Origin of the sequence: Vibrio sp. M260121 (genome assembly GCF_036533715.1) — a bacterium.
Classification (GTDB): Bacteria; Pseudomonadota; Gammaproteobacteria; order Enterobacterales; family Vibrionaceae; genus Vibrio.
Genome location: NZ_JATABF010000001.1, coordinates 1 through 25,935, shown reverse-complemented (window position 1 = coordinate 25,935; position 25,935 = coordinate 1). Strand labels below are relative to the sequence as shown.

26 protein-coding genes are annotated in these 25,935 nt (G+C 47.8%); 1 reads left to right on the top strand and 25 read right to left on the bottom strand.

Annotated features, from left to right (window positions below):
• Positions 1-5: 5 nt before the first annotated feature.
• The 10 genes from flhA to QTO06_RS00085 form a co-directional block, all read right to left on the bottom strand.
• Positions 6-2,105 (bottom strand): flagellar biosynthesis protein FlhA, encoded by a 2,100-nt coding sequence (gene flhA / locus QTO06_RS00130; protein ID WP_005438706.1) that lies wholly within the window; start codon positions 2,103-2,105, stop codon positions 6-8.
• A gap of 239 nt (positions 2,106-2,344) precedes the next feature.
• On the bottom strand, positions 2,345-3,475 hold the full coding sequence (gene flhB / locus QTO06_RS00125) for a flagellar biosynthesis protein FlhB (protein WP_038896138.1): 1,131 nt from the start codon (positions 3,473-3,475) through the stop codon (positions 2,345-2,347).
• 9 nt (positions 3,476-3,484) lie between these two features.
• On the bottom strand, positions 3,485-4,267 hold the full coding sequence (gene fliR / locus QTO06_RS00120) for a flagellar biosynthetic protein FliR (RefSeq protein WP_005438703.1): 783 nt from the start codon (positions 4,265-4,267) through the stop codon (positions 3,485-3,487).
• An 8-nt stretch (positions 4,268-4,275) separates the two neighbouring features.
• Positions 4,276-4,545 carry a flagellar biosynthesis protein FliQ gene (fliQ, locus tag QTO06_RS00115; protein WP_005433008.1) on the bottom strand — a complete coding sequence of 90 codons (270 nt, stop codon included), beginning with the start codon at positions 4,543-4,545 and terminating at the stop codon, positions 4,276-4,278.
• Between the two features lie 27 nt (positions 4,546-4,572).
• A complete protein-coding gene (gene fliP / locus QTO06_RS00110) occupies positions 4,573-5,442 on the bottom strand; it encodes a flagellar type III secretion system pore protein FliP (protein ID WP_032802991.1) in 870 nt (289 codons plus the stop codon).
• Positions 5,429-5,842, bottom strand: a complete 414-nt coding sequence (fliO, locus tag QTO06_RS00105) for a flagellar biosynthetic protein FliO (RefSeq protein ID WP_005438699.1) — start codon at positions 5,840-5,842, stop codon at positions 5,429-5,431. Before fliO ends, fliP begins: the two co-directional genes overlap by 14 nt.
• Position 5,843: 1 nt before the next feature.
• Complete coding sequence (gene fliN / locus QTO06_RS00100; RefSeq protein ID WP_005438697.1) at positions 5,844-6,254, bottom strand: flagellar motor switch protein FliN; 411 nt, start codon at positions 6,252-6,254, stop codon at positions 5,844-5,846.
• A gap of 101 nt (positions 6,255-6,355) precedes the next feature.
• Positions 6,356-7,402, bottom strand: coding sequence for a flagellar motor switch protein FliM (fliM, locus tag QTO06_RS00095; RefSeq protein ID WP_005438695.1), 1,047 nt, complete (start codon positions 7,400-7,402; stop codon positions 6,356-6,358).
• A 7-nt stretch (positions 7,403-7,409) separates the two neighbouring features.
• Complete coding sequence (fliL, locus tag QTO06_RS00090; RefSeq protein WP_331406463.1) at positions 7,410-7,910, bottom strand: flagellar basal body-associated protein FliL; 501 nt, start codon at positions 7,908-7,910, stop codon at positions 7,410-7,412.
• A gap of 38 nt (positions 7,911-7,948) precedes the next feature.
• The gene (locus QTO06_RS00085) at positions 7,949-10,006 is read right to left on the bottom strand and encodes a flagellar hook-length control protein FliK (RefSeq protein ID WP_331406462.1); all 2,058 of its coding nucleotides are present in this window, start codon (positions 10,004-10,006) and stop codon (positions 7,949-7,951) included.
• Between the two features lie 282 nt (positions 10,007-10,288).
• Between QTO06_RS00085 and QTO06_RS00080 the strand changes: the two genes are divergently transcribed.
• Positions 10,289-10,603: an NIPSNAP family protein gene (locus QTO06_RS00080; RefSeq protein ID WP_331406461.1), complete on the top strand. Its 315-nt coding sequence runs from the start codon at positions 10,289-10,291 to the stop codon at positions 10,601-10,603.
• Between the two features lie 36 nt (positions 10,604-10,639).
• Here the strand turns inward: QTO06_RS00080 and fliJ are convergent, their stop codons facing one another.
• From fliJ to QTO06_RS00005, 15 genes are all read right to left on the bottom strand, one after another.
• Positions 10,640-11,083 carry a flagellar export protein FliJ gene (fliJ, locus tag QTO06_RS00075; protein ID WP_038896140.1) on the bottom strand — a complete coding sequence of 148 codons (444 nt, stop codon included), beginning with the start codon at positions 11,081-11,083 and terminating at the stop codon, positions 10,640-10,642.
• 6 nt (positions 11,084-11,089) lie between these two features.
• The gene (gene fliI / locus QTO06_RS00070) at positions 11,090-12,409 is read right to left on the bottom strand and encodes a flagellar protein export ATPase FliI (RefSeq protein WP_199436685.1); all 1,320 of its coding nucleotides are present in this window, start codon (positions 12,407-12,409) and stop codon (positions 11,090-11,092) included.
• Between the two features lie 3 nt (positions 12,410-12,412).
• Positions 12,413-13,213: a flagellar assembly protein FliH gene (fliH, locus tag QTO06_RS00065; RefSeq protein WP_039842490.1), complete on the bottom strand. Its 801-nt coding sequence runs from the start codon at positions 13,211-13,213 to the stop codon at positions 12,413-12,415.
• A 113-nt stretch (positions 13,214-13,326) separates the two neighbouring features.
• Complete coding sequence (gene fliG / locus QTO06_RS00060) at positions 13,327-14,382, bottom strand: flagellar motor switch protein FliG (protein WP_005433061.1); 1,056 nt, start codon at positions 14,380-14,382, stop codon at positions 13,327-13,329.
• Complete coding sequence (gene fliF / locus QTO06_RS00055; protein ID WP_331406460.1) at positions 14,375-16,117, bottom strand: flagellar basal-body MS-ring/collar protein FliF; 1,743 nt, start codon at positions 16,115-16,117, stop codon at positions 14,375-14,377. Before fliF ends, fliG begins: the two co-directional genes overlap by 8 nt.
• A gap of 15 nt (positions 16,118-16,132) precedes the next feature.
• Positions 16,133-16,444, bottom strand: a complete 312-nt coding sequence (gene fliE / locus QTO06_RS00050) for a flagellar hook-basal body complex protein FliE (protein WP_005438670.1) — start codon at positions 16,442-16,444, stop codon at positions 16,133-16,135.
• A gap of 126 nt (positions 16,445-16,570) precedes the next feature.
• Entirely contained in the window at positions 16,571-17,980 is a 1,410-nt protein-coding gene (locus QTO06_RS00045) for a sigma-54-dependent transcriptional regulator (RefSeq protein WP_009707377.1), read from the bottom strand.
• Positions 17,981-18,016: 36 nt separating this feature from the next.
• Positions 18,017-19,048, bottom strand: coding sequence for a sensor histidine kinase (locus QTO06_RS00040; protein ID WP_005438668.1), 1,032 nt, complete (start codon positions 19,046-19,048; stop codon positions 18,017-18,019).
• A gap of 192 nt (positions 19,049-19,240) precedes the next feature.
• Positions 19,241-20,707 (bottom strand): sigma-54 dependent transcriptional regulator, encoded by a 1,467-nt coding sequence (locus QTO06_RS00035; protein ID WP_331406459.1) that lies wholly within the window; start codon positions 20,705-20,707, stop codon positions 19,241-19,243.
• A 286-nt stretch (positions 20,708-20,993) separates the two neighbouring features.
• The gene (fliS, locus tag QTO06_RS00030) at positions 20,994-21,404 is read right to left on the bottom strand and encodes a flagellar export chaperone FliS (protein WP_005438665.1); all 411 of its coding nucleotides are present in this window, start codon (positions 21,402-21,404) and stop codon (positions 20,994-20,996) included.
• Positions 21,405-21,416: 12 nt separating this feature from the next.
• A complete protein-coding gene (locus tag QTO06_RS00025; protein WP_331406458.1) occupies positions 21,417-21,722 on the bottom strand; it encodes a flagellar protein FliT in 306 nt (101 codons plus the stop codon).
• Positions 21,723-23,735 carry a flagellar filament capping protein FliD gene (fliD, locus tag QTO06_RS00020; protein ID WP_331406456.1) on the bottom strand — a complete coding sequence of 671 codons (2,013 nt, stop codon included), beginning with the start codon at positions 23,733-23,735 and terminating at the stop codon, positions 21,723-21,725.
• A 20-nt stretch (positions 23,736-23,755) separates the two neighbouring features.
• On the bottom strand, positions 23,756-24,184 hold the full coding sequence (gene flaG, locus QTO06_RS00015) for a flagellar protein FlaG (RefSeq protein ID WP_331406454.1): 429 nt from the start codon (positions 24,182-24,184) through the stop codon (positions 23,756-23,758).
• A gap of 80 nt (positions 24,185-24,264) precedes the next feature.
• Positions 24,265-25,395 carry a flagellin gene (locus QTO06_RS00010; RefSeq protein WP_331406453.1) on the bottom strand — a complete coding sequence of 377 codons (1,131 nt, stop codon included), beginning with the start codon at positions 25,393-25,395 and terminating at the stop codon, positions 24,265-24,267.
• A 299-nt stretch (positions 25,396-25,694) separates the two neighbouring features.
• Positions 25,695-25,935, bottom strand: a 241-nt coding sequence (locus QTO06_RS00005; protein ID WP_331406452.1) for a flagellin, incomplete at its 5' end; no start/stop codon positions are given.

Below are 25,935 nucleotides of genomic sequence, written 5' to 3'. Positions count from 1 at the left end.
CAGGCTTAGTTGCCCACGGCTTGCACAATTCTGATCTGCTTTTCGTCCGGTATTTCTTGGTAAGACAGTACGCGGAGGTTCGGTATTGTGTTCTTAACGAACTTCGCTAATGTGGAACGCAATACGCCAGATGTCAGCAGAACCGCAGGCTCGCCTTTCAGTTCTTGCTCTTGTGTCGCTTGGCTCAGAGAGGACTGAAGTCGCTCAGCTAATCCCGGTTCAATACCAGCGGATTCGCCGCCTGAGGCCTGCATGGTTTGATGCAAGATTTGTTCCAGCTCAGGAATCAGTGTTATCACTGGTAATTCAGGCTCTATACCATTGATTTCCTGAACAATTAGACGTTTCAAACTGATACGAACTGCGGCAGTCAAAATGTCAGGTTCTTGACTCTTACTCGAGTACTCCGCCAAGGTTTGCACGATGGTTCGAATATCGCGAATTGGGATCGCTTCGTTAAGCAGGTTCTGCAGCACTTTCACGACCACGCCAAGTTGCAACTGATCAGGAACAAAGTTCTCTACCAATTTAGGCGCGCTTCGACCGAGCATTTCCAATAGGTTCTGTACTTCTTCATGACCAATCAGTTGTGACGCGTTATTGGTAAGCAGTTGGCTCAAATGGGTAGCGAGTACCGTGGATGAGTCCACTACGGTGTAGCCTAATGCTTGGGCGTGTTCACGCTGCTCTTCACGAATCCAAACCGCTTCTAGACCGAATGCAGGGTCCATGGTTGGCTCGCCTTCAATCATGCCGTAAACCTGACCTGGGTTAATCGCCAGTTCTTGATCAGGACGAATCTCGGCCTCACCAACGGCAACGCCCATTAAGGTGATGCGATAGCTGTTCGGCGTCAGTTCTAGGTTGTCACGGATATGAACCGCAGGAATAAGGAAACCGAAGTCTTGAGATAGCTTTTTACGTACCCCTTTGACACGCTCAAGCAACTCACCACCTTGGTCGCGATCCACCAATGGGATCAAGCGATAGCCTACTTCTAGACCAATGATATCGACGGGTTGCACGTCATCCCACGACAATTCGCGTTGAGAAATTGGTTCACTGCCATCTTCCGCTTTGGCGGGTAAGGCGGGTTCTTTGGCTTTTTGTTTTTGCTTCTTATCGAGCCAGTAAGCTGCACCACCAGCAATAACCGCTAATGACAAGAATGAGAAATGAGGCATACCCGGAACGATACCCATCACACCAAGAATCGCGGCGGTGATCATCAGGGCTTTCGGGTTGTCGAACATCTGGAAAATCAGCTGCTCGCCCATGTCTTCATCAGTATTTTGACGCGTTACCATCATCGCAGCCGCGATAGACAATAATAGCGATGGAATCTGTGCCACCAAGCCGTCACCGATGGTCAGCAAGGTGTAGATTTGCATTGCTTCAGAGAAGCCCAAACCGTATTGCGCCATACCAATCGATAGACCACCGATGATGTTGATGAACAGGATTAAAATACCCGCAATCGCATCACCTTTTACGAATTTAGACGCACCGTCCATTGAACCGTAGAAGTCGGCTTCTTTGGTCACTTCAAAACGGCGTAAACGCGCTTGGTCTTGGTCAATCAAACCAGCGTTTAAGTCTGCATCGATCGCCATTTGTTTACCTGGTAAGGCATCCAAGGTGAAGCGAGCACTTACCTCAGAAATACGACCCGCACCTTTGGTCACAACCATGAAGTTAATGATCATCAAGATAAGGAAGACCACCAGACCGACGGCATAGTTACCACCGATAACAACGTTACCAAAGGCTTCGATTACGTTACCGGCCGCATTGCCCCCTTCATGACCGTACAGAAGTACCACACGGGTTGAAGCAACGTTCAGCGCCAAACGTAATAACGTCGCGATAAGCAGTACCGTAGGGAACGCCGCAAAGTCGAGTGGACGACGTGTGTAAACGGTCACTAACAACACCACCATAGCGAGGGCGATGTTAAAGGTGAAGAATAAATCCAGCAGGAATGCAGGTATAGGTAACACCACCATTGCAAGGGTGGCCAATACCATAACAGGCGCACCAATGGCAGGCATGGAACGCTGTGGAATTTTGGGTAATTTATCTGCAAATGGCAGGCTTAACTTCATACTGCGAGGTGTCTCAATCGGTCTGGAGCATCACGTAACAGAGGCATGCAAGTACACACATGTAACTAGTATTACGCGACAGCTTTCGCCTAAAAGTTTAGGTATTGTTGTTGATTAGCGCGATTTAAGCAATGTGTGTACCATGATTAACGCCAAAATAATGACTAGTTGCTCAAAGAAATCACAATCCTTTGATCTAATGTGAATTTTTGTCTAATCACACCATGCAATTATTTTCATTAGTGACGATGTTCAGGTGGGATTGGTAGGTCGTAGTCCTGAATTTTCGGTCGTTGACCGCCACGTTTACGATACTGCTTAAGTTGGAAAACGAACGCCAGAACTTGCGCTACGGCGGTAAACAAGCCGTCAGGAATTTCCTGCTCCAACTCTGTGGTGTGGTAGAGCGCACGCGCCAATGGCGGAGCAGGTACGATGGTAATGTCGTGTTCGCGCGCTACTTCTCGGATCTTCATCGCCATATGGTCGGTACCTTTGGCGATCACCACTGGCGCACGGTCGGTTTTCTGCTTATAACGCAACGCAACAGAGAAATGCTCAGGGTTGGTAATGATAACGTCGGCCTGTGGCACATCGGCCATCATTCGACGCTGAGCTGCTTCACGTTGCAACATACGAATACGACCTTTCACTTCAGGCTTACCTTCGGTCTCTTTGTATTCGTCTTTGATCTCTTGTTTGGTCATTTTAAGCTGATCAGCGTGTTGCCAAATTTGGAACGGAATATCGATCGCCACAACGATGAGCAAAGAACAACTGATCAGCAGGATGAAGTTGAGCAAGATATCCAAAGCATGGAAGATGTTTTGCGGGTACACATCCATGCTTAACTGAATCAAATCCGCTTGCGACGCTTGAATCAGGTAGATTGCCATCCCCGTTACCAACGCAACTTTTAAAATCGATTTGATCAGCTCAACCCAACTTTGCATGCCCACCATGCGCTTTAGACCACTGAGCGGGTTCATCTTGGAAAGCTTTGGCATTGCCGCTTCGGCAGAAAAGCTGATGCCCCCCACCCCTGCTGCTCCAATCATGGCAGCGACAAACAAGGTGATGAGGATAAGGAACAGCGGGAACAGCAGATCCGTCATCGCACCAAACGCAATGTCGAATAACTTAGCGGTATCGAAGATTTCATCGCGTTTGAGATCAAACAAACGACTCATGATGGAAAACAGCGAGCGTGCCAAAGACTCGCCAAACCACATTAAGGCGATAGCCCCCACTATCAGCACTGACGCTGATGCGAGCTCTTTAGACCGAGCAACCTGCCCCTTTTCTCTAGCTTGTTGTAACCGTCGGGGCGTGGCTTCTTCGGTGCGTTCCTGACCGTCTGACTCTGCCAATCCAGCCTCCTAGCAATCCAAGCGAATGAGGTTACAAATCTGCTCCTCACCCACTGCCCAGAACAATTCATAATGACTGTACAAACCAGCCAGAATGTACCAACAAAGTAACAAGCCCACCATCAAGGCAAAGGCAAAACCGAGTGAGAAGATATTCAGCTGCGGTGCGGCACGTGTCATTACACCGAATGACAAGTTAATCGTGAGCAGTGCGATAATGCCTGACAACGACATACTCAATGCCGTCTTAAACATGATGCCAAGCCAGCTCGCCATTTCACGGAAATCAACCGCATTGAGCGAGCCAGACCCAATTGGCAAGGTCTTGAAACTAAACACCACCAATTGCAGCATTTTTAAATGCCCATCGGTAGCAAGGAAGAACATGGTCGCCAAGAACATAAATAGCTGACCAAGCAAAGGGGTGTTTTGGCCGTTCGCGGGATCGACCATGGATGCGAAACCCAAGCTCGATTGCATACCTAAGATCTGACCTAAAAGTACAAAGGTCTGGATCATAAACTGGGTCACCATGCCCATCGCTACACCAATAATGATTTGCTCAGCAATGGTCATAAAACCACGGAAAGAGAGCAGCTCAATATCTTGAGGTACAGCAGGAATCGCAGGAGCAACGGCAAAAGTGATCGCTAAACCGAGGTAGAGACGAATTCGAGGTGAGACAAAACGAGCCCCGGTTACCGTCATCACCATCAACATGGCAGAAATACGGGTATAGGGCCAAAAGTAGTTTGCGATCCAGTCGAGGACGATATGGGTCGGATACTCCATACGCGCCTCTAGTAGAGCACCTGTGGTAGACGTTCAATCAGGCCGAAGAAGTATTCCATCAACATTTGGGTCATCCAGTGGCCGAACAACATTAACGCCAACAAGGTAACAATCAAACGCGGTAAGAAACTCAACGTTTGTTCGTTGATAGAGGTTGCCGCTTGGAAAATAGCGACGACAAGACCAATAAGCAAACTTGGGATAATGATGGCACAAACCATGATCAGCACCATCCAAAGTGCATCACGGAAAAGCTCGACAAACATTTCTGGAGTCATGTCTTACCCTCTTCTCTCTGTGCCAATCTAAAGGGCAAAACTGCCGGCGAGTGTCGACAATATCAGGTTCCACCCATCCACCAGCACAAACAGCATCAGCTTAAATGGTAGCGATACGATCATTGGTGATAGCATCATCATACCCATTGCCATCAACACCGACGCAACAACTAGGTCGATGATCAAGAATGGTAAGAACAGCATGAAACCAATTTGGAAAGCGGTCTTAAGCTCAGAAGTAATGAAAGCAGGAATCAACACCGCCATCGACACATCTTCTGGGTTTGTCACCTCTTCGCCAGACATATTGACGAACGTTTCCAAATCTTTAATTCGGGTCTGTTTAAGCATGAACGCTTTCATCGGTGCTTGCGCCGCATCAAAGGCTTCACGTGCTGTCACTTGCTCGTTCAAATAAGGTTGTACCGCTTGATCGTTAATTTCATTCAAAACAGGGGACATGATAAAGAACGTCAAAAATAGCGCGATACCAATAATGACTTGGTTAGATGGCGTTTGTTGTAGACCCATTGCCTGTCGCAAGATGGACATAACCACCACGATACGGGTAAACGACGTCATCAAAATCACCATGGCTGGCAAGAAGCCAAGCATGGTCATCAACGCAAGAATTTGTAGAGTAACCGAGTAGTCTTCGCTGCCATCGGCATTGGTCGTCATGGTAAAGGCAGGAATCCCTCCACCATTGCCCACGGACATACTTCGACTTGAGCCCGACTCGTTTTCCATCGCCTGAACCGTCACACTATCACCTTGTGCAAGGTTAGAAGGCAATGGCGATTCCTCTGCCTGCGCAAACGAAAGTGAAGAAAACAGCACGCCAACGAGCAGCATAAAAGTGCTCAGCATTAGGCGGATTGAATTATCCTTTGTCATGTTTTTTTATCAGTTGGCTAAATTGACTCGCGAAGGCGCTGGTCGCCAACTCTTCCTCTTTCAATGGCTTTTCAAGCTTGGCTAGGGTTTGGATAGATTGGCTGGTAATGCCCACCAAAAACTGTTCTTCCCCGACTTGCACAACCGCAATGCGCTCTTTGGTACCGACTGGTAACTGGCTAACAATTCGTAGCCCTTTTTGTTGACCCATTGCTGGTACTTGCATGCGCTTTAGCAACCAAGCCAGAAATAGAATCACACCAATAACCAGCACTAAAGAACCTAATGTGGTCGCAAGATCCAAACTCGTTGGCGCGGCAGCAAATGCATAAGGAGCACTCAGCATTAAGCCGAGTGCTCCTGTAATTTGCTTCAATCGCGTTTTGATTGAACTGCTCATATTAACGCAGCTTTTTGATGCGTTCAGTTTGGCTGATCACGTCAGTTAGACGAATACCAAACTTATCGTTGACGACAACGACTTCGCCGTGCGCAATCAAAGTACCGTTAACCAGTACATCGAGCGATTCACCCGCTAGGCGATCAAGCTCTACAACCGAACCTTGGTTCAATTGCAGTAGGTTACGGATACTGATTTGTGAGCGCCCAACTTCCATCGAAATAGTCACTGGAATATCCATGATGGTGTCGAGTTTGCGACGCTCATCTTCCGTAATTGGAGCCGACGTGTCTTTTAACTCTTCCAGTGGCGCTGCCAATATTTCATCAACATCAATTGAAGGTGCAGACGGGTCTTCGCCAAGAGCGGCTGCCCATTCGTCTGCTAGCTTTTGATCGTCACTTGGTTCCATTTTTCTGTCCTGTGTTAAACCTTACTACGCCATACTTCTGGCTTCATTCTTTGTTGTCGATAACAGAGAACAAAGCGAAGCGATTGTAATGAGTAAGGGTTTTAATCGTCTGTATCGTCGTCGTTTTCAAGTTCAGACATGATGTCTTTACCCAAGAACGCTAAATCTGTTTTTACTACGTGTGGGCGTTCGATCTCTTCAGAGATCTGCACTGCCATCTTGTCTTCGGAGCGACCCATTTTCACACGGTAAGTTGGTAAGTCTTCGATGAACATGGTGGCGTGTTCTGGCATTTCAATCGGGATCACGTCGCCAGGTTGCAGCTCCATCAAATCACGCAGAGAGATGTCCTTCTCTAACAGATTCACACGGAAGTTGACTGGGCAATCCATGATCTCTTCACGCAGTGCAGAGCTCCAACGCACGTCAGTTTCCATCTTGTCGGATTGAACACCCGCATCGAGCAGTTCGCGGATTGGTTCCACCATCGAATAAGGCATGACCACGTGGAAATCACCACCACCGCCATCGACTTCGATATGGAATGAGCTCACGACGATCACTTCGGTCGGGCTGACGATGTTTGCCATGCTTGGGTTTACTTCAGAATCGAGGTATTCAAATTCCACACCCATTACTGGCGACCACGCTTCTTTGTAGTCTTCGAAAACAATTTTCAGCAGAAGCTGGATGATGCGACGCTCAGTTGGGGTAAATTCACGACCTTCAATTTTGGCGTGGAAACGGCCATCACCACCAAAGAAGTTCTCTACCAGAATAAACACCAAGCGTGCTTCCATGGTGATCAGCGCCGTACCTTTAAGTGGACGGAAGCGCACCATGTTCAAACTTGTCGGAACGTACAGGGTATTTTGGTATTCACCAAACTTCATCATCTGCACGCCGTTGATCGACACTTCAGCGGTTTTACGCAACATGTTAAACAGGCTGATTCGCATGTGTCGGGCAAAACGCTCATTGATAAGTTCGAGCGTCGGCATTCGACCACGGACAATCCTGTCTTGAGACGAGAAATCGAAACTGACGGCACCCTCGGTGTCGTTATCTATGGGTTCATCGACGTCATCAACATCGTCAACCCCATGCAGAAGCGCATCAATCTCGTCTTGGCTTAATAGATCGGTCACGTTATACCTATTGAATTACAAAATCTGTAAACAGTACTTTCTCAATCACTGGCTTACCAACAGCGGCATTCAATGCAGCTTTGATATCATCAGAAGCGCGATCACGCAGTTCAGTTCGTCCTGTTGGAGAACGAAGTTGCTCCACGGTCGCTGACGCAAATGTCGATAGCAGTGAACTCTCTATCAGTGGAGAATGGTAACGAGCTAATTGCTCATTCTCGCTGCCACGCACCATCAGTTGCGCTTTGATTTGTACCAGTCTATCGCGGCGGTCTCCCGTCACGTTAAAAATAAACGGTTGTGCAATGTTCACGTACGCAATTGGTGCTGCTGCCGTTTGCGCTTGTGCTTGCTCGGTTTGTGCTGCTTGCGCAGGTTCATCAGAACCCATTAAAAAGAAAGCTGCCGCACCACCACCGATAAGCAAAACCACCACTGCGATAATGATGATCAGTAACTTACTTTTTCCTTTTGGTGCATCCACACCTTGTAGCTGTTCTTCTGCCATTACTGTCTCTTATTGTTCTGCTTTTTTAGGCCGCTATTTTATGCGTAAAAACTAATTCCATCACGCTTTGAAACCACATTCAAATCAAGATTCGTGTCGGCATCAAAGTTTTCATCTGACTGACCAGAAAATCCACGACCTTGAAAGCCTTGATCGTTTTGTTCCGCATTGGCGTAGCCACTTTGTTGCTGACCACTGCTCTGCTGCTGAACCGAAGAATCCGCTAATTGCATACCTTGCTGAGCCAACATCTCTCTCAGGCGAGGTAAGGTTTGTTCAATCAAGTCACGAGCTTGAGGGTTTGCCACCGTAAAATACACATTGGCAAGGTCGTTGTTCATTGTCATGCGGATCTGCATACGACCAAGTTCAGGTGGGTCAAGACGGATATCGAGGTTCTTTAAGTTCTTCGACATCATCATTTGTACTTTCTCTGCCACTTGGTCATTGGCCAGTTCTTTGGTTAGTTGCAACGGTAACTGTGCCTGTTGCGCAGCATCTACTCGTGCTTGTTGCTGAGCTGTCACACCTTGTTGACCTGCTGCCGCTTGAATTTGTCCCGCTAAACCATGTTGTGGTTCCGGCTTATCTTGCTTACTTGAAGCACCTTTCAATGCGCCTGCAGCAAGACCAGCATTCATCACTTTCTTGCTCAGCTCTGCACTAGAAGCAGCCTGCGCCGCTGGGTTAAGATTTGCTGCCACTAGCGCTTCTGGCATTGCAGATAACGCGGCTTTGTCAGCATTTGGGTATACGGCTGCCTGCCCACTCGCTTGAGCTGCAGCGTGCTTCATGTCCTGCGTGGCTAGTTGATGAGCTTGTTGAGCCGCCACTGAAGACGCCGCAACACGAGTTTGGTTATGAGCAGCTTGATGCTCTGCCATCGCCACTTTTACATCGCTTGGCAAAGCCGCGAATTGCGCTAATTCTTGCACAGGGATATCCGCAACCATTTCACCTGTTTTTAGCCCTTCAATCACATCAAGTTCTTGTTGAGAAAGAGGCTTACCCTGCGCTAACTTGGTATCAATGATGTGCAGCTCATCAAGAGAAACGCGTTTTACTTCAGAGATCTCAGTCTCGACTGGCAGTGTCGTTTGCAATACTTCTCCACCAACCATCGACTGAGCACCTTGAGCCACAACTTGACCGTTAACCGCGGCTTGAGTTGTCGCATTCACCGTTGCTTCTGTGTGAACAGCTTGAGTACTTGGCGAGTTCCAATCAATTTGCGCGGCAACTGGAGCCGCTTGATTTGTGTTTGCTGCTTGTACGTTCGCGGCAGATTCCGTCGTCAATACAACGGGTTTGCCATTGGCATCCAACGTTACTTTGTCACTGCCAACAGGTTGCGCCGCGCCGCTTTGTGGACCGGATTGCTTAGCAGAAAGCATCGCTTGTTGTTCTGGAGTAAGTGGGGTGCCTTTTTCCTGTTGAGCAACGCTTTGTGTTGATACTGCCTCAGGTGGCAATGCTTTGCCGCTATCAACTAATTGCTCATTAGGCTTAAGCGTTTGGTTTGCTTGCTCAATACGTCCCAACAATTGTTGGCCTTCACCCATCGCACTTTTCACTTGAGCATTAGGCGCCTGTTCAGAAACGTCTGCATCATTAGGTTGCGTTTGGTTTGCTATCGCGCCTTGGGCAACTTGGCTTGAAGCACCATTTGCTGCTGACTGGGTTGCATCACCTTGTGATGAATTTGTTTGTTTAACACCGCTAGAAGCCGATTCGCTATCTGAAAGCTCACCTGCTTTGCTGCTCGCAACTTGTTTACCGTCGCCTTGAGCAAGTAGTTCGTCGGTTGATTCTGCAGATGCCACTTTCTCGCCATCCACAGCTTCAGCGACTTTTTCTCGGCTCTCACCTTCTGAGTTTGCCGATGCGACTTTTGTCGCCTCATCTGTGTTTTCTGCCGATACGTCTGGCGCATCAGATTTTGCCACCGCTTTTTCGGCTTTTTGTGAATCAGTAAATACCCCGGCTAAGGTTTCAAAAAAACCTTTGCTTTCAGGGTTTTCTGCATCAACTTTATTTGAAGAATCGGAAACCGACGTCTTATTGGTTGCAGAAACATTGGATAAATTCACATTCATATAGAAACTCTCGTCATCGGCAGCGTTGAGCAACTCGCTGTCGGATTGCACATAGGCGGCAAACTTAGGTCAAAAGACCCGATACTGACGGCTAAATTGCAAAAATCACGCCAACGCATAGTGTGGAATTTCTGACGGTTAAGTGAGGCAACATCAGTGGAACAAAGATCAACTTTGCGATATCCCTAAACGACATCAAAGATGTGTAAACCATCATCATGATTTGACTATTCATTAGTGGGAGCGTAAACAGAAACCTTGCTCAATCAATAAGGAATCGCTTTGAAAGTCACAGAACTTCGCCAATATAAAATTAAGACTGGCAAAACAGAGCAATGGTTAACGTGGATGAAAGACAAGTTGCTGCCCTACCAACGCTCCAAAGGCATGCGTGTCTTAAACACCTATGTTCACACGGGTGAAGATGGGCACGATTACTTTGTCTGGTTGCGTGAGTTCGACAGTGAACAAGCGCGACAAACGATATACGCAGAGACTTACAATGAATGGTGGATTCGCGAGATTCGACCAAAAGTGTTTGAGTTGATAGAGCAAGACTCGGTCAAAGTGACCTTGCTTGAATCAGTAGATATATAACCAGCAGCACTTGCGCGATATAACGATGAGAAACGCTTAGAAACGTTGCGGTTTTCGGCTATACAGCAAGGTAGAAAACTCATCCATCTGCTTTTGCTCACGCTTCGCTTCCGCAATTTGCTTTTCTTTCTCGCGCTTTTCAATCATCCACTCGTAAGACATCCGTTCTTTACGCATGTTTAACCAGTAATCTTGGCAGTTCACCACCTGCTCTTTAAAGTGGTTTTCTGCCTGTTTTTGCTTGGAAAGCGTTTCATCAAGCTGGGTTAAGAAGCGGTTTAAGTGGCCATATTGGCTTGCGGTGAGTCCTGCCATACCACGGTCTACCAACTGCTGACAGTAATCTAAGCGGTACTTTTCAATTTGCTCTACTTGGCGGTAGTAATCTTCAAGCTCCGAGCGGGCTTTATTGAGCGCTAATACGGCTTGGTCTTCGCGTTCTTTTGCCTGCTCAAGTAAGAATTCCATGGCGTTATTCATACGTTATTACCCACCCAAGATGCTCTTCAACATGTTGACGCACATGTCATAAGGCACAGACTCTTTCATGCGCTGCTGCAAGTATTCGTCCAGTTTTGGCTTGAGGGTAAATGCGCCATCGATAGCAGGGTCAGTCCCCGGTTTATAAGCGCCAATCGACACCAGATCTTGGTTTTTACGGCAAATCGACAACACCTGACGCACCGCTTTCGACATCAACACGTGCTCTTCTGTGGTGATTTGCGGCATAACACGACTCACCGATTTCTCGACATCAATGGCTGGGTAGTGACCTGCATCCGCCATTTCACGAGACAAAACAATGTGACCATCGAGGATCGCACGTGACGCATCGGCTATCGGATCTTGTAGATCGTCACCTTCGGTCAGAACGGTAAAGAATGCGGTGATCGAACCTTGATCATCACCACCGTTACCTGCACGTTCCACCAAGGCAGGCAATTTAGCAAATACCGAAGGCGGATAACCTTTGGTTGCAGGCGGCTCACCCACAGACAATGCAATCTCACGCTGTGCTTGAGCAAAACGCGTCAGAGAGTCCATTAGTAGGAGAACATCTAGTCCTTGGTCACGGAAGTATTCGGCAATCGTCAGTGCGGTTTGACAGCCTTTTAAGCGCATCAAAGGCGAAGCATCGGCAGGTGCAGCCACCACCACAGAACGGCGGCGTCCATCTTCACCCAAAATTTCTTCGATGAATTCTTTTACTTCGCGTCCACGTTCACCAATCAGGCCAACGACAACAACTTGCGCCGTCGTGCCTCGCGTCATCATGCCAAGGGTGACCGATTTACCCACACCAGAACCCGCAAACAGACCGATACGTTGGCCTTTACCTACGGTCAACAAACCGTTAATGGCTTTTAAGCCGACATCAAGCGGCTCAGAAATAGGTTTACGTGCTAGGGGGTTTATTGGTTCGGCATTGAACGAAGCTCGATGCTCCGTGTAAAGAGGACCAAGACCATCAAGTGGGTTGCCCACACCATCAATCACACGCCCAAGCAGTTCCATTCCGACTGGCAAACCCGCTTCACTGGTCAACGGTGTCACTTTCGCGCCCGGTAAGATACCCGTAATCTGCTCACTCGGCATTAAGAAAAGGTTATCACCAGAAAAGCCCACCACTTCCGCTTCCATATGACCGGACATAGTTTCGACCAAACACAAGCTGCCAATCGGAGCACGACAACCTGTCGCTTCCAAAGTTAAGCCAACAACACGCACAAGCTTGCCTGAAGCAACTGGACGCGTGGTCAACCCTTCAACTTTGTAGTTTTTTAAACGGTCGGCCAAGGCTTGCATGGATTATTCGCCCCCTTGATGGCGGTTTGCACCACAAAAGCTGTTCAGCACGCTTTTAACGCGCTCTTCCATGCGGTAGTTAATGCTCGATTCGCCAGCAGCAATTTGTACATCACCGCGATTTAATGCTGGCTCTGCAACCAATGTCCAATTACGACAATCAAGTTCTTCTTCGCCGTATGCAGAGCGAATGATCGCCACATCGTCTGGATTCAAGTGCAAAGTAATTGGATGGCCAGAAATTGGCAGCGCTTCGACAGATTGTTTTACTGTATCGAGAATAATTTGAGGGTTGGTTTGCACTTCTACATGCACAACTTCTTTAACTAGGCACAGCACCATGTCTACTAGCTGCTTTTCAACCTGAGCGTTCATCAGCTCTAAAGGTTGAGCAAACTGGTTAGCCAAGTTCATGAAGGTTTCTACCTGCTGCTGGATGTACTCTTGCCCAGCGGTAACGCCTTCCGCTTTACCCAGCTCAAGACCTTCTGCATGACCTGCTTGAATGCCTTCTTCTTTGCCTTTGTCGTAACCTTGTTTAAAGCCTGCTTCTTGACCTTGATACAGACCTTCTTGATAAGCGCCTTGCTTGATCAGTTCGATCTGTTCTTCTGTCAGCTCAAGCGCTTGCTCTTCTTCCGGTTCGTCAAAATTTGGCACCCAACCTGGATCGTAGTTAAACGCAGTTTGCTTGGCTTGCTTTGCTTTCGGCTCACCATAATCAGGCAACCCCCAGCGCTGCGGTTCGATCATCGCATCGTCTTCATCAGGACGGATAAATCCACGTTTTCTATCGCCAGCCATGCTTAACCTACAATCTGTCTATGTTGAAATTGATTTTAAAAATAAAGTGCTTTGAAAAATGCGCGACTAAGGAAGTGCATTCCTCCCACTTAAGCAGGAGGAATAAGAAAGGATTATAAGAACTCGTCTGCACCGCCAGACAGCATGATTTCGCCAGCGTCGGCCATACGACGAGCAATCGCCAAGATTTCTTTTTGCGCCGCTTCTACGTCTGCTACGCGAACCGGAGGCATTGCCTCGATATCGTCACGCATCATCTCAGCTGCACGCTTAGACATGTTCTTGAAGACTTTCTCACGTAGAGAGTCGTCGGCACCTTTAAGTGCACGTTGCAGAACGTCTTGAGGAACGTCACGCAGCAATTTCTGAATACCTTGGTCGTCCACTTCCACCAAGTTCTCGAATACGAACATGAGATCTTGGATTTGTGTTGCCATGTCTTCGTCTTGGTCGCGGATTTGCTCCATCAAGATACCTTCGACGTTGTTGTCTAGGTAGTTCATGATTTCTGCTGCTGCCTTCAAGCCGCCAATCTTCGCTGCTTGTGCACCCGCTTGACCTGCGAACTGTTTCTCCATGATTTCGTTCAGCTCTGCCAATGCCGATGGCTGAACTTCTTCTAGGTTGGCAATACGCATCATCAGATCCAGACGCACACGCTCTGGGAACTGAGAAAGGATTTCTGCCGATTGGTCTGCTTCCAAGTACGAAAGTACGATGGTTTGAATCTGCGGGTGTTCGTTGACGATGATACTTGCCACTTGGCGAGGGTCCATCCACTTAAGTGAATCCAGACCTTTCGAGCCAGTACCCAATAGGATTTGGTCGACCAAGTTGTTAGCTTTGTCTTCACCCAGAGCAGCCACCAGTGCATTACGCATGAAGTCTTCGCTGCCCATACCGATGTTGGTGTATTTCTGGATGTCTTCTAAAAACGCACGATGCACACCAGACACTTTATCTTGGCTTAGGTCTTTCGCTCGCGCCATTGCGCTACCCACACGCTGAACCTGTTTTGGTTCTAGGTGACGGATGATGCCCGCCGCGTCGTTTTCGTTCAGGCTCAGCAGCAAAATCGCCGCTTTCTCTTCGCCTGTCATGCTAGAGACATCAAACTCCGCTGGCAAACCTGCGCCGTTTTCATCTTGAGGTACGATATCGTTAGCCATTTTCGTTCATCCAGTTTTTCACAACTTGAGCAGCAAGCTCTGGCTCGTTTGCCACCAGAGCACGTACTGCTTTGAGTACATCTTCATCTTTGTGCAGGTTAGGCAGATCAATGCTTGAACCAAACTCAAACAGTTCACCGCTTTCGATGTCGCTACCAATCAGGCTGGTTTCGCCATCCGCACCAATTGGCAAGCCATCTGGTCCGTACATTTCATCTTCGTCATTGCTCGCAGGGTTAAGCAGTTTCTTCATCGCAGGGCGAACCAGAACCAAAATAACCACGATGATCACCAACGCACTCGCGAACCAACGAACCCAATCGTTGAAGTTTGGATGTTCCCAAATAGGTGGATCAACCATTTGCTCAAGCTCTGGCTCAGCAAACTTCACACTCAGTACATTGAGCAAGTCACCGCGGTTCTCATCAAAGCCAACGGTACCGATCAGCACTTGGCGAATCGCGTTGATTTCAGATTCTGAAAGTGGCGTGTACGTCACGTCACCCGTATCTGGGTTTAAGGTGCGACGGTCTTTGATTGCAACCGAAACGGTCTGACGCGCCAACGTGCCGGTTTGCTTGCGCTCGTGGCTGATGGTGGTATCAAGCTCAAAGTTGCGCGTCGATTCTTTACGAACTGAGCCTTGGCCAGTCAGCGAACCGTCTTTCATCTGCGCCACATCTTGAGGGATCGACGCATCAGCTGGCGGTTGGTTACTCAGTGCACCAGGAATGCCCGCAACCATGTTGCCGTTATTGTAATCTTCTAGTGCGTATTCACTGCGCGTTGCTGGAGTATTCGGATCGAAGTTTTTACGAGTTTGCTCAACAGTGCTGAAATCCATTTGGATATCGACCTGAGCGGTATAGTTACCAAAACCTAGAATAGGCAGAAGTACTGAATCAATTTTTTCGCGCAGCGCTTGCTCTTGGCTGCGCTCTAACTCTTGTTCTTTACGACGCGCTGCAGACGCAGGGTCTTGAGAACCTGAGCTAAGCAGGCGACCGTGTTGGTCGGTGACCGTAATACGAGAGGTCTTCATGCCCGGAACGGCACTTGCCACCATATCAACGATGGAATCCACTTCTTGTTGTTTTAGGTTTGCGCCTGTAGAGAGCGTCAAAAATACTGAAGCAGACGCTTCTTGGTTATGACGAACAAACACACTGTGTTTTGGCAGAGCGAGCAACACACGCGCTTTGCGTACCTGCTTCATCTCTTCAATCGCTTGTGCAAGTTGGCGTTCGCGGCTGAGCTTCAAACGTTCTTGTTCCAAACGTTGTGATACACCAAAGCCCATGTCTTGCAGCAGAATGTCATCGCCTGCCGCTGTTGCTTGGTTCACGCCCGCACGCACCATGCCCAGTTTGATCGAGTTGTAATCACTCGATTCCACAGAAATGGTGTTGCCATCTAGCTTGTAATTGATTTTTTGCTGGTCGAGGTAATCCAGCACTGGGATCAGTTCTTCGGTTTCGTATGCACCAAGTGGGCGCATTTCCGGTTCTTTTACCCAGAAGAAAAGCATCACGATCAACGCAACACAGATAGAGATGGACAGCACTAATACGACCTGACGAAGTAAATCGAGGTCGCCTACTGCCATATCGAATTTTGACGCACTGCGCTCTTCAAGATCTGGGTTTTGGCTATCCACATCCAAATCTGAGCCAGCGATCAGTGCACCATCTGCGCCGCCATCAGTGACGGTTAAATCTGTAGACTTGTCTGCCACACTTATTACCTAAAATTACACTGGCATGTTCATGAGGTCCTTGTAGGACTCAACGAGCTTATTGCGGATTTGTACAGTGGCATCAAATGCAACACTGGACTTGTTACGAGCAATCATAACGTCAGAAAGGGAAACATCGGCATCACCACGGTCGAAACGCGTTTGCAGATCGCCCGATGCTTTTTGAAGTGAGTTTACGTTATTGATGGCTTTTGTTAGGAGATCACCAAAATCTGCCCCAACTTTCGCACCTGTTGCAACGGGAGCGGTGTTGGTCGCTTCCACCATCATGGCGCGCATTTCTGCCTGAATACCATCAACTTTCATTGTCACCTCTAAGCCAAAAGTTTGACTATTAAATAAAACTGATTATTGACACAGCAATTACTGTGCCATAAGACAATAGTGCCGTAGTGTACCCACACTTTTGTCCTATGGCTATTTATGTGAATACTAAGCCGGAATATCGATACCAGCGTCACGCATTTTGGCAAGTTTATAGCGCAAAGTACGTGGACTGATGCCCAGCTTCTCTGCCATTTCTTTACGACGACCGTTACATTCGATCAGCGTTTCCAAAATGATCGCGTATTCTTGGTCACGCAGTTCACCACCGAGTCCTTCACCACCAGCGGCAACACGGTTGATAGATTCTGCTTGCGCGACTGGCTTAACATCCGGTACCACCACTTCTGCATTTTGTACAACATGTTGCAGGCTGCTGGCATCTTGCCAATCTACACCTTCCAGCAAAATGTGTTCTGCATCAATGTCACCGTTTTCACTCAAAATCAGAGCACGTTGAACCACGTTATCCAACTCACGAACGTTACCCGGCCATGGGTATTGAAGCAGCTTATCTAACGCGACTTGAGAGAACTTAGGCACTGGCATGCCCATTTTGCTGCAATGACGTTCAGCAAGGTGCTGCGCAAGTGGCGAGATGTCACCTTTACGCTCACAAAGTGCTGGCCATGAGATTGGGAATACGTTCAAGCGGTAGTACAAATCTTCACGGAAGTTGCCTTCTGATACATACTGCTTAAGGTCACGGTTACTGGTTGCTAATACACGAACGTCCAGTTTGATGCTCTTACGGCTACCCAAACGCTCTACTTCACGCTCTTGAAGAACGCGCAGCAGTTTCGCTTGTAGGCTCAAATCCATTTCACTGATTTCATCCAGCAAAATCGTGCCGCCTTGAGCTTGTTCAAACTTACCCGGACACGCTTGGACTGCGCCAGTAAACGCGCCTTTCTCGTAACCAAATAGTGTTGCTTCCAGCATGTTGTCTGGAATCGCCGCACAGTTGATTGCAACAAAAGGACCATCTTTACGGTTTGAAGCGTTATGGATGTAGCGAGACATGACTTCTTTACCTGAGCCACTTGGACCCAAGATCATTACGTTAGCATCCGTGCGTGCCACTTTGTCAGCTAACGCAAGTAGACGCAGGCTTTTCTCGTCTGCAACAACGGCATCACCGTTGTCATCACTTTTGATTGGTGCATAACGGCTCACCATGTTCAGCAGAACTTCTGGTGCAAATGGCTTCGCCATGTAATCAATCGCACCTTCTTTCATTGCCGACACGGCGTCTTCAATGTTTGCGTAAGCCGTCATAAGAAGAACTGGCAAGTTTGGCCAATTCTGTTTGATATTGCGTAGCAGAGCCAAACCGCCCATGCCTGCCATTTGCACGTCAGAAACCACGATGTCCACCGCGTTCGACTTCAGCTTTACTAAAGCGTCTTCTGCACAATCAGCTTCTAACCACTCGTACCCTGCCAGAGCCAGAGTATCCACTAGGGCTTCACGAAGACCTTCATCGTCTTCTACGATCAGCACTTTGCTTTGCGCCATTATGATTCTCCAGTAATTGTTATCGACAAAAGCCGCTTATTGCGCTTCTGCTTGCACTCGCTCTAGCGGAATGCACATGGTAAAGCAGGCTCCATCACCCTGCTCTGAAATAAGTTCCAATCGACCGTCATGGGCACGGCAAACCATTTGAACCACAGCGAGCCCTAACCCAGTTCCTTGAGAACGCGTGGTAAAGAATGGCTCCATAATTTTTGCTTGCAGTTCTTTTGGTACACCCGGACCGCTGTCTTGCACAGAAATGCGCAGTTCACCGTTCACCGGGCGGAAAAAGACATCTATTTGCGATTCCTTTCCAGACATCTGAATCGCGTTCATCACTAAGTTACTCAGTGCTGAAGCAATGGCGTTAGCGTTGCCTAACAGCTCAGTGTTCTCTTCTTCAACTTCTAGGAAGTAGTCGATGCTGTTGTTCTTCAGCGCGGTTTCCACCATTGGCTGATATTCGGCAACAAGCTGAGCAATGTTAAAAGGCTTAATGACTTTATTATCACCACCTTTGGCAAAAAGCAGCATATCATTAACCTGCTTCTCCAAATCGTGCAGTCGATCCATTAATTTGCTTTGGAATCGCTCTCTTGTCGCCGGAGGGAGATTTGGCGCACCTAAATTGGATGCATATAGCATGGCACTCGATAACGGCGTTCTCACTTGGTGAGCCAGAGAAGCCACCATGCGACCAAGCGATGACAAGCGCTGCAAGTCACTCACGCGAGATTGCAGCAAACGCGTTTCTGTTAGGTCGGTGATCAGGATAAGCTGACCCGTAGCAGAGGCCGAGATCGCCAAACGGACCTTACGGCCATTACGCAGTGAGACTTCATGACCATCATCTTCGCGCGGATCAAATACCACTTGGATGATGTTGAACCATTTCTCGTTGACCAGTGGGATCTCAAGGATACGGTGCGCTTCTGGGTTGGCTTCGCGTACCACACCGTGTGTATCCAATAAGATCACACCTGCGGGCATCACATCCAAAACCTGCTTATAACGCTCGACCTGATTCTCTACCGAGTCTAAATGGGATTGGTTGGTATTATTGTCCATTCACTGCCTGTCGAAATATCGCCATTTAAAAACTAAAATAGCTTGGCAAGCAATTAGCGTACCAAGCTATTTTCTATATTTATCATAGCGTTATACTAACGACAAGAAGTTGACACTAGGAAAAGCGCGCTTTTCTTGTCGGAAAAGACAACAACTTCAATGAAAAGTGCTTACTTCAATGTCAGATAAAACCTAGCGTTGTAGGTTGTATTTGCGCATCTTCTCCACCAAAGTCGTGCGTCGCATACCTAGCATGTCAGCAGCTCTTGCTACAACACCACCTTGTGCTTCTAACGCTTGGCTGATCATGTTGACTTCCATATCGGCTAGAAGCTCTTTCAAGTTCACGCCTTCTGGCGGTAGCGCTTGAGGGGCATTCATGTTGTGGTCCAAGTCGCTTTGATCTTCAAAACTGAAGTTCTCAGAGAAGATATCTTGGAACACGTCACGCTCTTGTTCTTCAACCGAAGCAAACGGGTTACCTTCTGGTTGGAACTCAGGAATATCACTGTAACGGTACTTTGTCGGCAGATGGTTTACGTCGACCAAACTGTTTGGGTAGAGAATGATCATGCGCTCGACAAGGTTGGCAAGTTCACGAACGTTACCCGGCCAGTTGTGTTCCATCAGCGAGTTAATCGCACGAGGTGTGAAACAAATTGGTTGTCCGCCTTCTGCTTCAAGGCGAGTCATCAGCTCTTGTAGCAACAACGGGATATCTTGCTTACGCGCTTTTAGCGCAGGCATCTCGATAGGGAAAACATTCAAGCGGTAGAAAAGGTCTTCACGGAACGTGCCGTTGTCGATCATGGTTTCTAGATCACGGTGCGTTGCGGCTACAACACGAACGTTCACCTTGATCGTCGTATTACCACCAACACGCTCGAAGCAACGCTCTTGCAGTACACGCAATAACTTCACTTGCATCGACATCGGCATATCGCCAATTTCATCAAGGAAGATGGTGCCACCCTCAGCCAGTTCAAAACGGCCTTTACGCGCTGTTAAAGCACCAGTAAATGCGCCTTTCTCATGACCAAACAGCTCACTTTCAAGAAGCTCTGGTGGGATAGCCCCACAGTTAATTGGCACAAACGGGCCATTACGATAGGCAGAATGGTAGTGAATGTTACGTGCGACTACTTCTTTACCTGTGCCAGACTCACCCAAGATCAGCACATTTGCTTCTGTGCCCGATACTTGTTCGATCAAATGACGAACTTCTTGAATGCCTCGGCTTTGGCCAACAAGGCTACGGAAAAGGGTATTTTTACGCGCGCTTGCGACTACATTAACGCCCTTGCGACCAAGGAAGTCTTTGCAGTGACGTAACGCTTCGCTAAGTTGTGGGTAGTTTAAAGGTTGTTCTAATTCACCGACAAAATTTGGCAAGTCATCAACAGGCAATGGGAAAGAACCCAGAACCAGAAGGGGGATATGGTACGCTTCGTTGAGGTGGGTCATCACCGCTGTCGCAGCACGACCTGCAGAGATGTTACCAACAATGCAACCTGACCAAACGCTAGACCAGTCTACATCGCCTAGCTGATCAGAACTGACAGCTTCGCAACTTTCTCCAACAAATTCCAATATATTGCTTATATTCAAACGACTTGGTGCATCGTCATCGATTACAAGCAGCTTTGCCAAACCTTGCATAAGTAAGAATGATTGCCTTTATTATGGGTGTGTTGCGGCCAGACCTTGATTTGCGCAATTGAGTGTCAGAAAGGTGGGACCACTCTCAATTAACGATAGACAAAATAGGAAAATCAGCAACAAAAAAAAGCCATTAGGGGCCACTAATGACTTCTATTTTATTTGAATAAAAAAATAAGGCAACCAAGCAATAAAGAGGTGTGAGCTTGATTGTAACTTTACTGAACGACTTTCTGTGCAATCAGACACAATACCCTACTAAATAAGTAAGGTATTGTTTTATCTATTAAATGCCGACTTCAGCAGCCGTTAAGTTGTGAAACTCAGTTGGGATCTGGTCCCAAGCTGATTTGATCTCACGAATAATGTCGATAACGTCGTCGATCGGTTGAGGATCGTTTTGGTGGTTCGCTGCCGAGATCTGAGTGATCATGAACTCGTAAAGTGAATCTAAGTTTGATGCAATATCACCACCGTCGTCCATAGACAGACAGCTGCGCAGTGCGATGATGATGTCCAACGCTTTACCCAGACGCTCACCTTTTGCAGGAATGTTGCCTGCTTGCATTGCTGCTTTACCTTGGATCAGGCGCTCAATTGCACCCGCCATTAGCATTTGAATGACTTTGTGCGGAGAAGCCGCGCTCAATTGGCTGTCGACTGATACCTTTTTGTATGCTTGCAAAGAACCGCGCATAGTATTCCTCTTTTATATAAATTTTTTGTACTGCTGAAGCGAACGTTGACCATAACGGAACTTATGAAGCTCTTTACCAACATTAGTGGTCTCGTTTTGCATCAGCTCTACAATTCTTTTGGTACGAATGAGCAAGTCTTGCCACTCTGCTTCCTGCTTAACCGATGGATTGCTTTCAACAATGGTTAGCAGGTTTTGCAATAACTGTTCCCTGATATCGACCAAACGTTGAATTTCTTCAGCGTTAAAGTCGACTTTTTCCAGTTCTTGCGTAATTAGTTGATCAACATCACTAATTTCAATGAGTTCGTTTTTCATCTATTGACCCAGCGCGTTCATCAACGCCCCCAACTGCCCTTGCATCTTGCCTGTGGCATCTTGCATTGCAGCAAATTTTGCGTGGGTACGTTTTTCTAAACTGTCCATGCGGCGATCTAATGCCGCTTGGTCGTCTCCAAGGCGATAGTTTTGTTCAGTTAGGCTCTTCTCTCGCGTACGGATGCTACCCGTAAAACCGGTAATGCCTTGGATTGCGTCTTCAACGCGTTTGGCAAAACCGGTGTTGCCGCCAAAGAACTTCTCTAACTCGTTAAAGTTGTTGTTCAGTTGGCGATCCAACATATCGTAATTGATTTCCAATGAACCTTGGCGCGTGGTGGTAATACCGAACTCTGTTAAAGATTTCAGATCTTCTGGGGCTTTTTCAATGGATGTTGAGAACACCGATTTCAGGCGCGCATCAGCGTTACGTACTGTGCTATCGCCCGCAAGCGGCCCTTTCTGACCTGTTGTCGGATCGACGCTAGCGAGCGCTTTTGAGGTTTGGTAGAACGAGTTGTACGCTGAAACAAAGTTTTCGATGTCTGCGCGAACGCTTTGGCGATCGTACTCTACGCCAATTTCGGCTGGCGGCTTACCCAGTTCGGATTTGCCTTTCAACGTGAGGTTTACACCTTCAATGGCATCTTCAATCACGTTGTTGTGGCTCGACAGTTGTGCGACGCCATCAAGCATCACTTGCGAATCCTGACCCGCTTGCACTTCTGTCATGCCTGAATAAACTTCAAAGGCTTTTTGCGCTTCTGCGATCTTTGCCTCTGCGGCATCAATTTTCTCAAGACGCTCACGCTCTTCAGGCTCGAGCTTGGCACGATGGATTTGTTTCGCTTGTTCTTCCGTCAACTCGCCACGCTCAACTTTTTGGTCAAGCTCTTGCTTTTCATCGGCAATCTTTTGCTCGATTTCAGCTTTCTCTTGTTCGAGCTGTTGTTTAGCTTCCTTGGTCGTCACGTAAGAGTCGGTCAGCGTACCTGAGGCGGCATTGTTCCAGCCCGGAACGTCTGGTGCTTTCACGATGGCTTCTTCATCCAGCTCTAATTCTGGCGGATGGTAAGAGTCGAGAAGTGTACCTGAAGCGGTTTCAGTCCAGCCTGGGATACTGTCTTGCGGACGCATACCCGCTCGTTTATTGGCAGCATCAATCGCTTCTTGCCCTGCTTTCGCCGCAGCGGCACCCGCTGCAGAGATCGGTTCATCCGTTGCGCCATCTTGCGCATTCTCTGCCGCTTTTTGTTCTTCAGGAGGTATAGGATTGCCGTCTGCATCCACCTGTTCAGGTTTGTCTGCATCGGTGTTTGACTCTGGTTCTTTAAGGGGGCCAAGTACGGCTTCTGCCGCTTCACGAGCTTCTTCAAGCGCGTTCACTCGGTCTTCCAGAGTTTTGTATTCGAAATGTTTCAGAGGGTTACCGACTTCGGCTTCCACACTGACTTTGATTTGATGGTCCTTGCCCGAAAGGTTCGAAGCAAGGATCAAACGCGGCCCTTCTACGTCGTTAATTACGGAAGCACGTACGCCTGGGTTATCCTTAGCGCCGTTAATTCCACGAACGACATCAACTAGCTTGGAGCTAGAACGAACATTAACGTCGAAGGTGTCATCACCAAGAGAAATCTGCAGCTTACCAGCGCCAAACTTGGCATCTTCTGGCAAAACGTCAGAAGCCACTTTATGACTCTGTGCAAGCTGCAACACATCGATAGCATACTTACCGGCTATAGCGTCTGTTGTTGCGGTCGCAGATACGATTTTATCATCGGTGGTTTCTACCGTACGAACGGCAAACGCCTTCTCCTGACGAAAGTTCGTCATGAGATTCTTCATCGTATCCAACGATTCTCTGAGTCGCCCATAGGCACTGATGCTGGCGTCAATTGTCGCGCGCTCGTTGTCGATGCGTTGCTGCTTTGGCACACGCTCGGCATCTACAATTTTGCTGACCATGGAATTGATATCCATGCCGCCAGACATCCCCAAAGGGCCTAAACTCATCAAATCACCTCAAAAACGACTTACACCTTTTCAACTAACAAACCGCGGTTAGCTGTGTGCTCAGCTAGGCGACGCAATACCACGAGCATTTCTTCATCAGGGATTTGACGAATTACATCACCGGTTGTGGCTTCGTAAATCGTCACGACATCTCGGCCAGATTCTTCATCGACTCGAAACGCTACCCCTTTATTCATGGCGCTCACAAATTCATTCATTTGCTCGACCATTTTTTCGCGTTCTTCTTTGTTCAGCTCTTGGCGGGACTCCGCCATTTCAATCGCAGCTTGAACAGAGAGATCACGTTCGGCATCGTTCAGTTTTTCAACGGGAACGGTGCCGTTAGAACTTGCTGTGCTAGGCGTGCCTATGCCATTTTCTTTAGCAACTTTTGTGCCACTCGGTGTGCCGTAAGGCTGGATGTTCGATGCGTAGGAGGATATTTCCATTACAATCTCCCTTCCACCTTATGAGCTAACGATTAGGTCTATCGCTTTGGTGATGGTATCACTAGGCTGAGTCGACCCAATTAGCCCAACAAGCTCAGCGCTGCAGATGGTGACTGCTTCGCTTGTGCCAAGATTGAAGTACTTGCTTGTTGAAGGATTTGCGACTTAGTCATTGCTGTCGTTTCCTTCGCGTAGTCAGTATCTTTAATACGGCTGTTAGACGCGTTAACGTTCTCGTTAATGTTGTCTAGGTTGCTGATGGCGTGGTTGAAACGGTTTTGGAATGCACCAAGAGACGCACGTTGGCTGTCTACTGATTTTAGTGCGCCGTCAATGATCGCTACTGCTTCTTGAGAGCCTGCTACTGTGGTTACGTCGATGTCTTTAACCGTTACGTCTTTTGCATCGCCGAAGCCAATTTCACCCGCTAGGTTGCCAGAGAACTCTACATCGCCTGTTACTTTTTGAGTAGCAGCGAATACTTGTAGCTTGCCATCTTCGCCAACAGATGCTTTTACATCTTCGCTTTGACCGTTGATGTAAGTTGCTAGCTGCTCGATATCATCGCCTTGTTTCGCGTTGATAGTCAGCTCTTTCTCTTCACCTTGCTTGTTGGTGTAAGTCATCTTAAGTTCAGTGTTATCACCTACTGCCCAAGATGCATCTTTGCCATCTTCTGCTGCGTAGCTCTTACCGCCCATTGCAGAAGTATCAGAACGTAGGTTACCCATAGAAAGCATTACTGCTTCACCAGAGTCCGCACCGATTTGGAAAGATTGAGTACCGTAAGTACCGTTAAGAAGCTTGTTACCACCAAATGAAGTTGTTTCAGCGATACGGTTTAGTTCGTCGTTAAGTGCTGTTACTTCTTCTTGAATCGCTACACGCTCAGAACGCGAGTTTGAACCGTTCGCAGATTGAAGCGATAGGTCACGCATACGTTGTAGGATGTTGGTAGATTCATTCATTGCACCTTCAGCAACCTGTGCAATAGAAATACCGTCGTTCGCGTTTTTCACAGCCATGTCTAGACCACGGCTCTGTGCATTCAAACGGTTAGAAATCTGTAGACCTGCAGCATCATCTTTCGCGCTATTGATTTTATAACCCGAAGACAAACGCTCCATTGATTTTTGTTGACCTTCAGCCGCTTGGTTTAGGTAACGCTGTGCGGTCATCGCAGAAACGTTAGTATTAACGTTAATCGCCATAGTTGATCTCCTTAAGGCTTTAGTTGATGTACCGTCGTGTCTCTCACCTCACTTAGGTACATCTCATTTCTCTCAGTCCCTTTAACGGCGGCCTATAAATATCCTTTAGGAGAAATTTTCAATTTTTTGCGATTAATTTCTTTGGCTTACTGAAGTGTGATGCATCTCTAATATTGTAACTAGAAGTAACTCAAGCTTGTCCAAACCTCAAAAACAGACATAAAAAAACCCAGCCGAAGCTGGGTTTACTCGCTCATCTCTCACCACGAGCCAATGAGGTTCTCGCCTTAGGTTATCAATTAACCTAGTAGGCTTAGCGCTGAGTTTGGCGCTTGTTTCGCTTGCGCAAGGATTGAGCTTGACGCTTGCGATAGAATTTGTGACTTAGTCATTTGAGTCGTTTCTTTCGCGAAGTCAGTATCTTTAATACGGCTCTTCGACGCGTTCACGTTCTCGTTGATGTTATCCAAGTTGCTGATTGCGTGGTTGAAACGGTTTTGGAAAGCACCTAGCTCTGCACGGTGGCTGTCTACGTATTTC

Bases quoted from the DNA above. Each gene is read 5' to 3' on its own strand.
- flhA (WP_005438706.1), bottom strand. From the start codon at position 2,105: ATGAAGTTAAGCCTGCCATTTGCAGATAAATTACCCAAAATTCCACAG.
- fliR (WP_005438703.1), bottom strand. From the start codon at position 4,267: ATGGAGTATCCGACCCATATCGTCCTCGACTGGATCGCAAACTACTTT.
- fliQ (WP_005433008.1), bottom strand. From the start codon at position 4,545: ATGACTCCAGAAATGTTTGTCGAGCTTTTCCGTGATGCACTTTGGATG.
- fliP (WP_032802991.1), bottom strand. From the start codon at position 5,442: ATGACAAAGGATAATTCAATCCGCCTAATGCTGAGCACTTTTATGCTG.
- fliO (WP_005438699.1), bottom strand. From the start codon at position 5,842: ATGAGCAGTTCAATCAAAACGCGATTGAAGCAAATTACAGGAGCACTC.
- fliN (WP_005438697.1), bottom strand. From the start codon at position 6,254: ATGGAACCAAGTGACGATCAAAAGCTAGCAGACGAATGGGCAGCCGCT.
- fliL (WP_331406463.1), bottom strand. From the start codon at position 7,910: ATGGCAGAAGAACAGCTACAAGGTGTGGATGCACCAAAAGGAAAAAGT.
- QTO06_RS00085 (WP_331406462.1), bottom strand. From the start codon at position 10,006: ATGAATGTGAATTTATCCAATGTTTCTGCAACCAATAAGACGTCGGTT.
- fliJ (WP_038896140.1), bottom strand. From the start codon at position 11,083: ATGAATAACGCCATGGAATTCTTACTTGAGCAGGCAAAAGAACGCGAA.
- fliI (WP_199436685.1), bottom strand. From the start codon at position 12,409: ATGCAAGCCTTGGCCGACCGTTTAAAAAACTACAAAGTTGAAGGGTTG.
- fliH (WP_039842490.1), bottom strand. From the start codon at position 13,213: ATGGCTGGCGATAGAAAACGTGGATTTATCCGTCCTGATGAAGACGAT.
- fliG (WP_005433061.1), bottom strand. From the start codon at position 14,382: ATGGCTAACGATATCGTACCTCAAGATGAAAACGGCGCAGGTTTGCCA.
- fliE (WP_005438670.1), bottom strand. From the start codon at position 16,444: ATGAAAGTTGATGGTATTCAGGCAGAAATGCGCGCCATGATGGTGGAA.
- QTO06_RS00045 (WP_009707377.1), bottom strand. From the start codon at position 17,980: ATGGCGCAAAGCAAAGTGCTGATCGTAGAAGACGATGAAGGTCTTCGT.
- QTO06_RS00040 (WP_005438668.1), bottom strand. From the start codon at position 19,048: ATGGACAATAATACCAACCAATCCCATTTAGACTCGGTAGAGAATCAG.
- QTO06_RS00035 (WP_331406459.1), bottom strand. From the start codon at position 20,707: ATGCAAGGTTTGGCAAAGCTGCTTGTAATCGATGACGATGCACCAAGT.
- fliS (WP_005438665.1), bottom strand. From the start codon at position 21,404: ATGCGCGGTTCTTTGCAAGCATACAAAAAGGTATCAGTCGACAGCCAA.
- QTO06_RS00025 (WP_331406458.1), bottom strand. From the start codon at position 21,722: ATGAAAAACGAACTCATTGAAATTAGTGATGTTGATCAACTAATTACG.
- fliD (WP_331406456.1), bottom strand. From the start codon at position 23,735: ATGAGTTTAGGCCCTTTGGGGATGTCTGGCGGCATGGATATCAATTCC.
- flaG (WP_331406454.1), bottom strand. From the start codon at position 24,184: ATGGAAATATCCTCCTACGCATCGAACATCCAGCCTTACGGCACACCG.
- QTO06_RS00010 (WP_331406453.1), bottom strand. From the start codon at position 25,395: ATGGCGATTAACGTTAATACTAACGTTTCTGCGATGACCGCACAGCGT.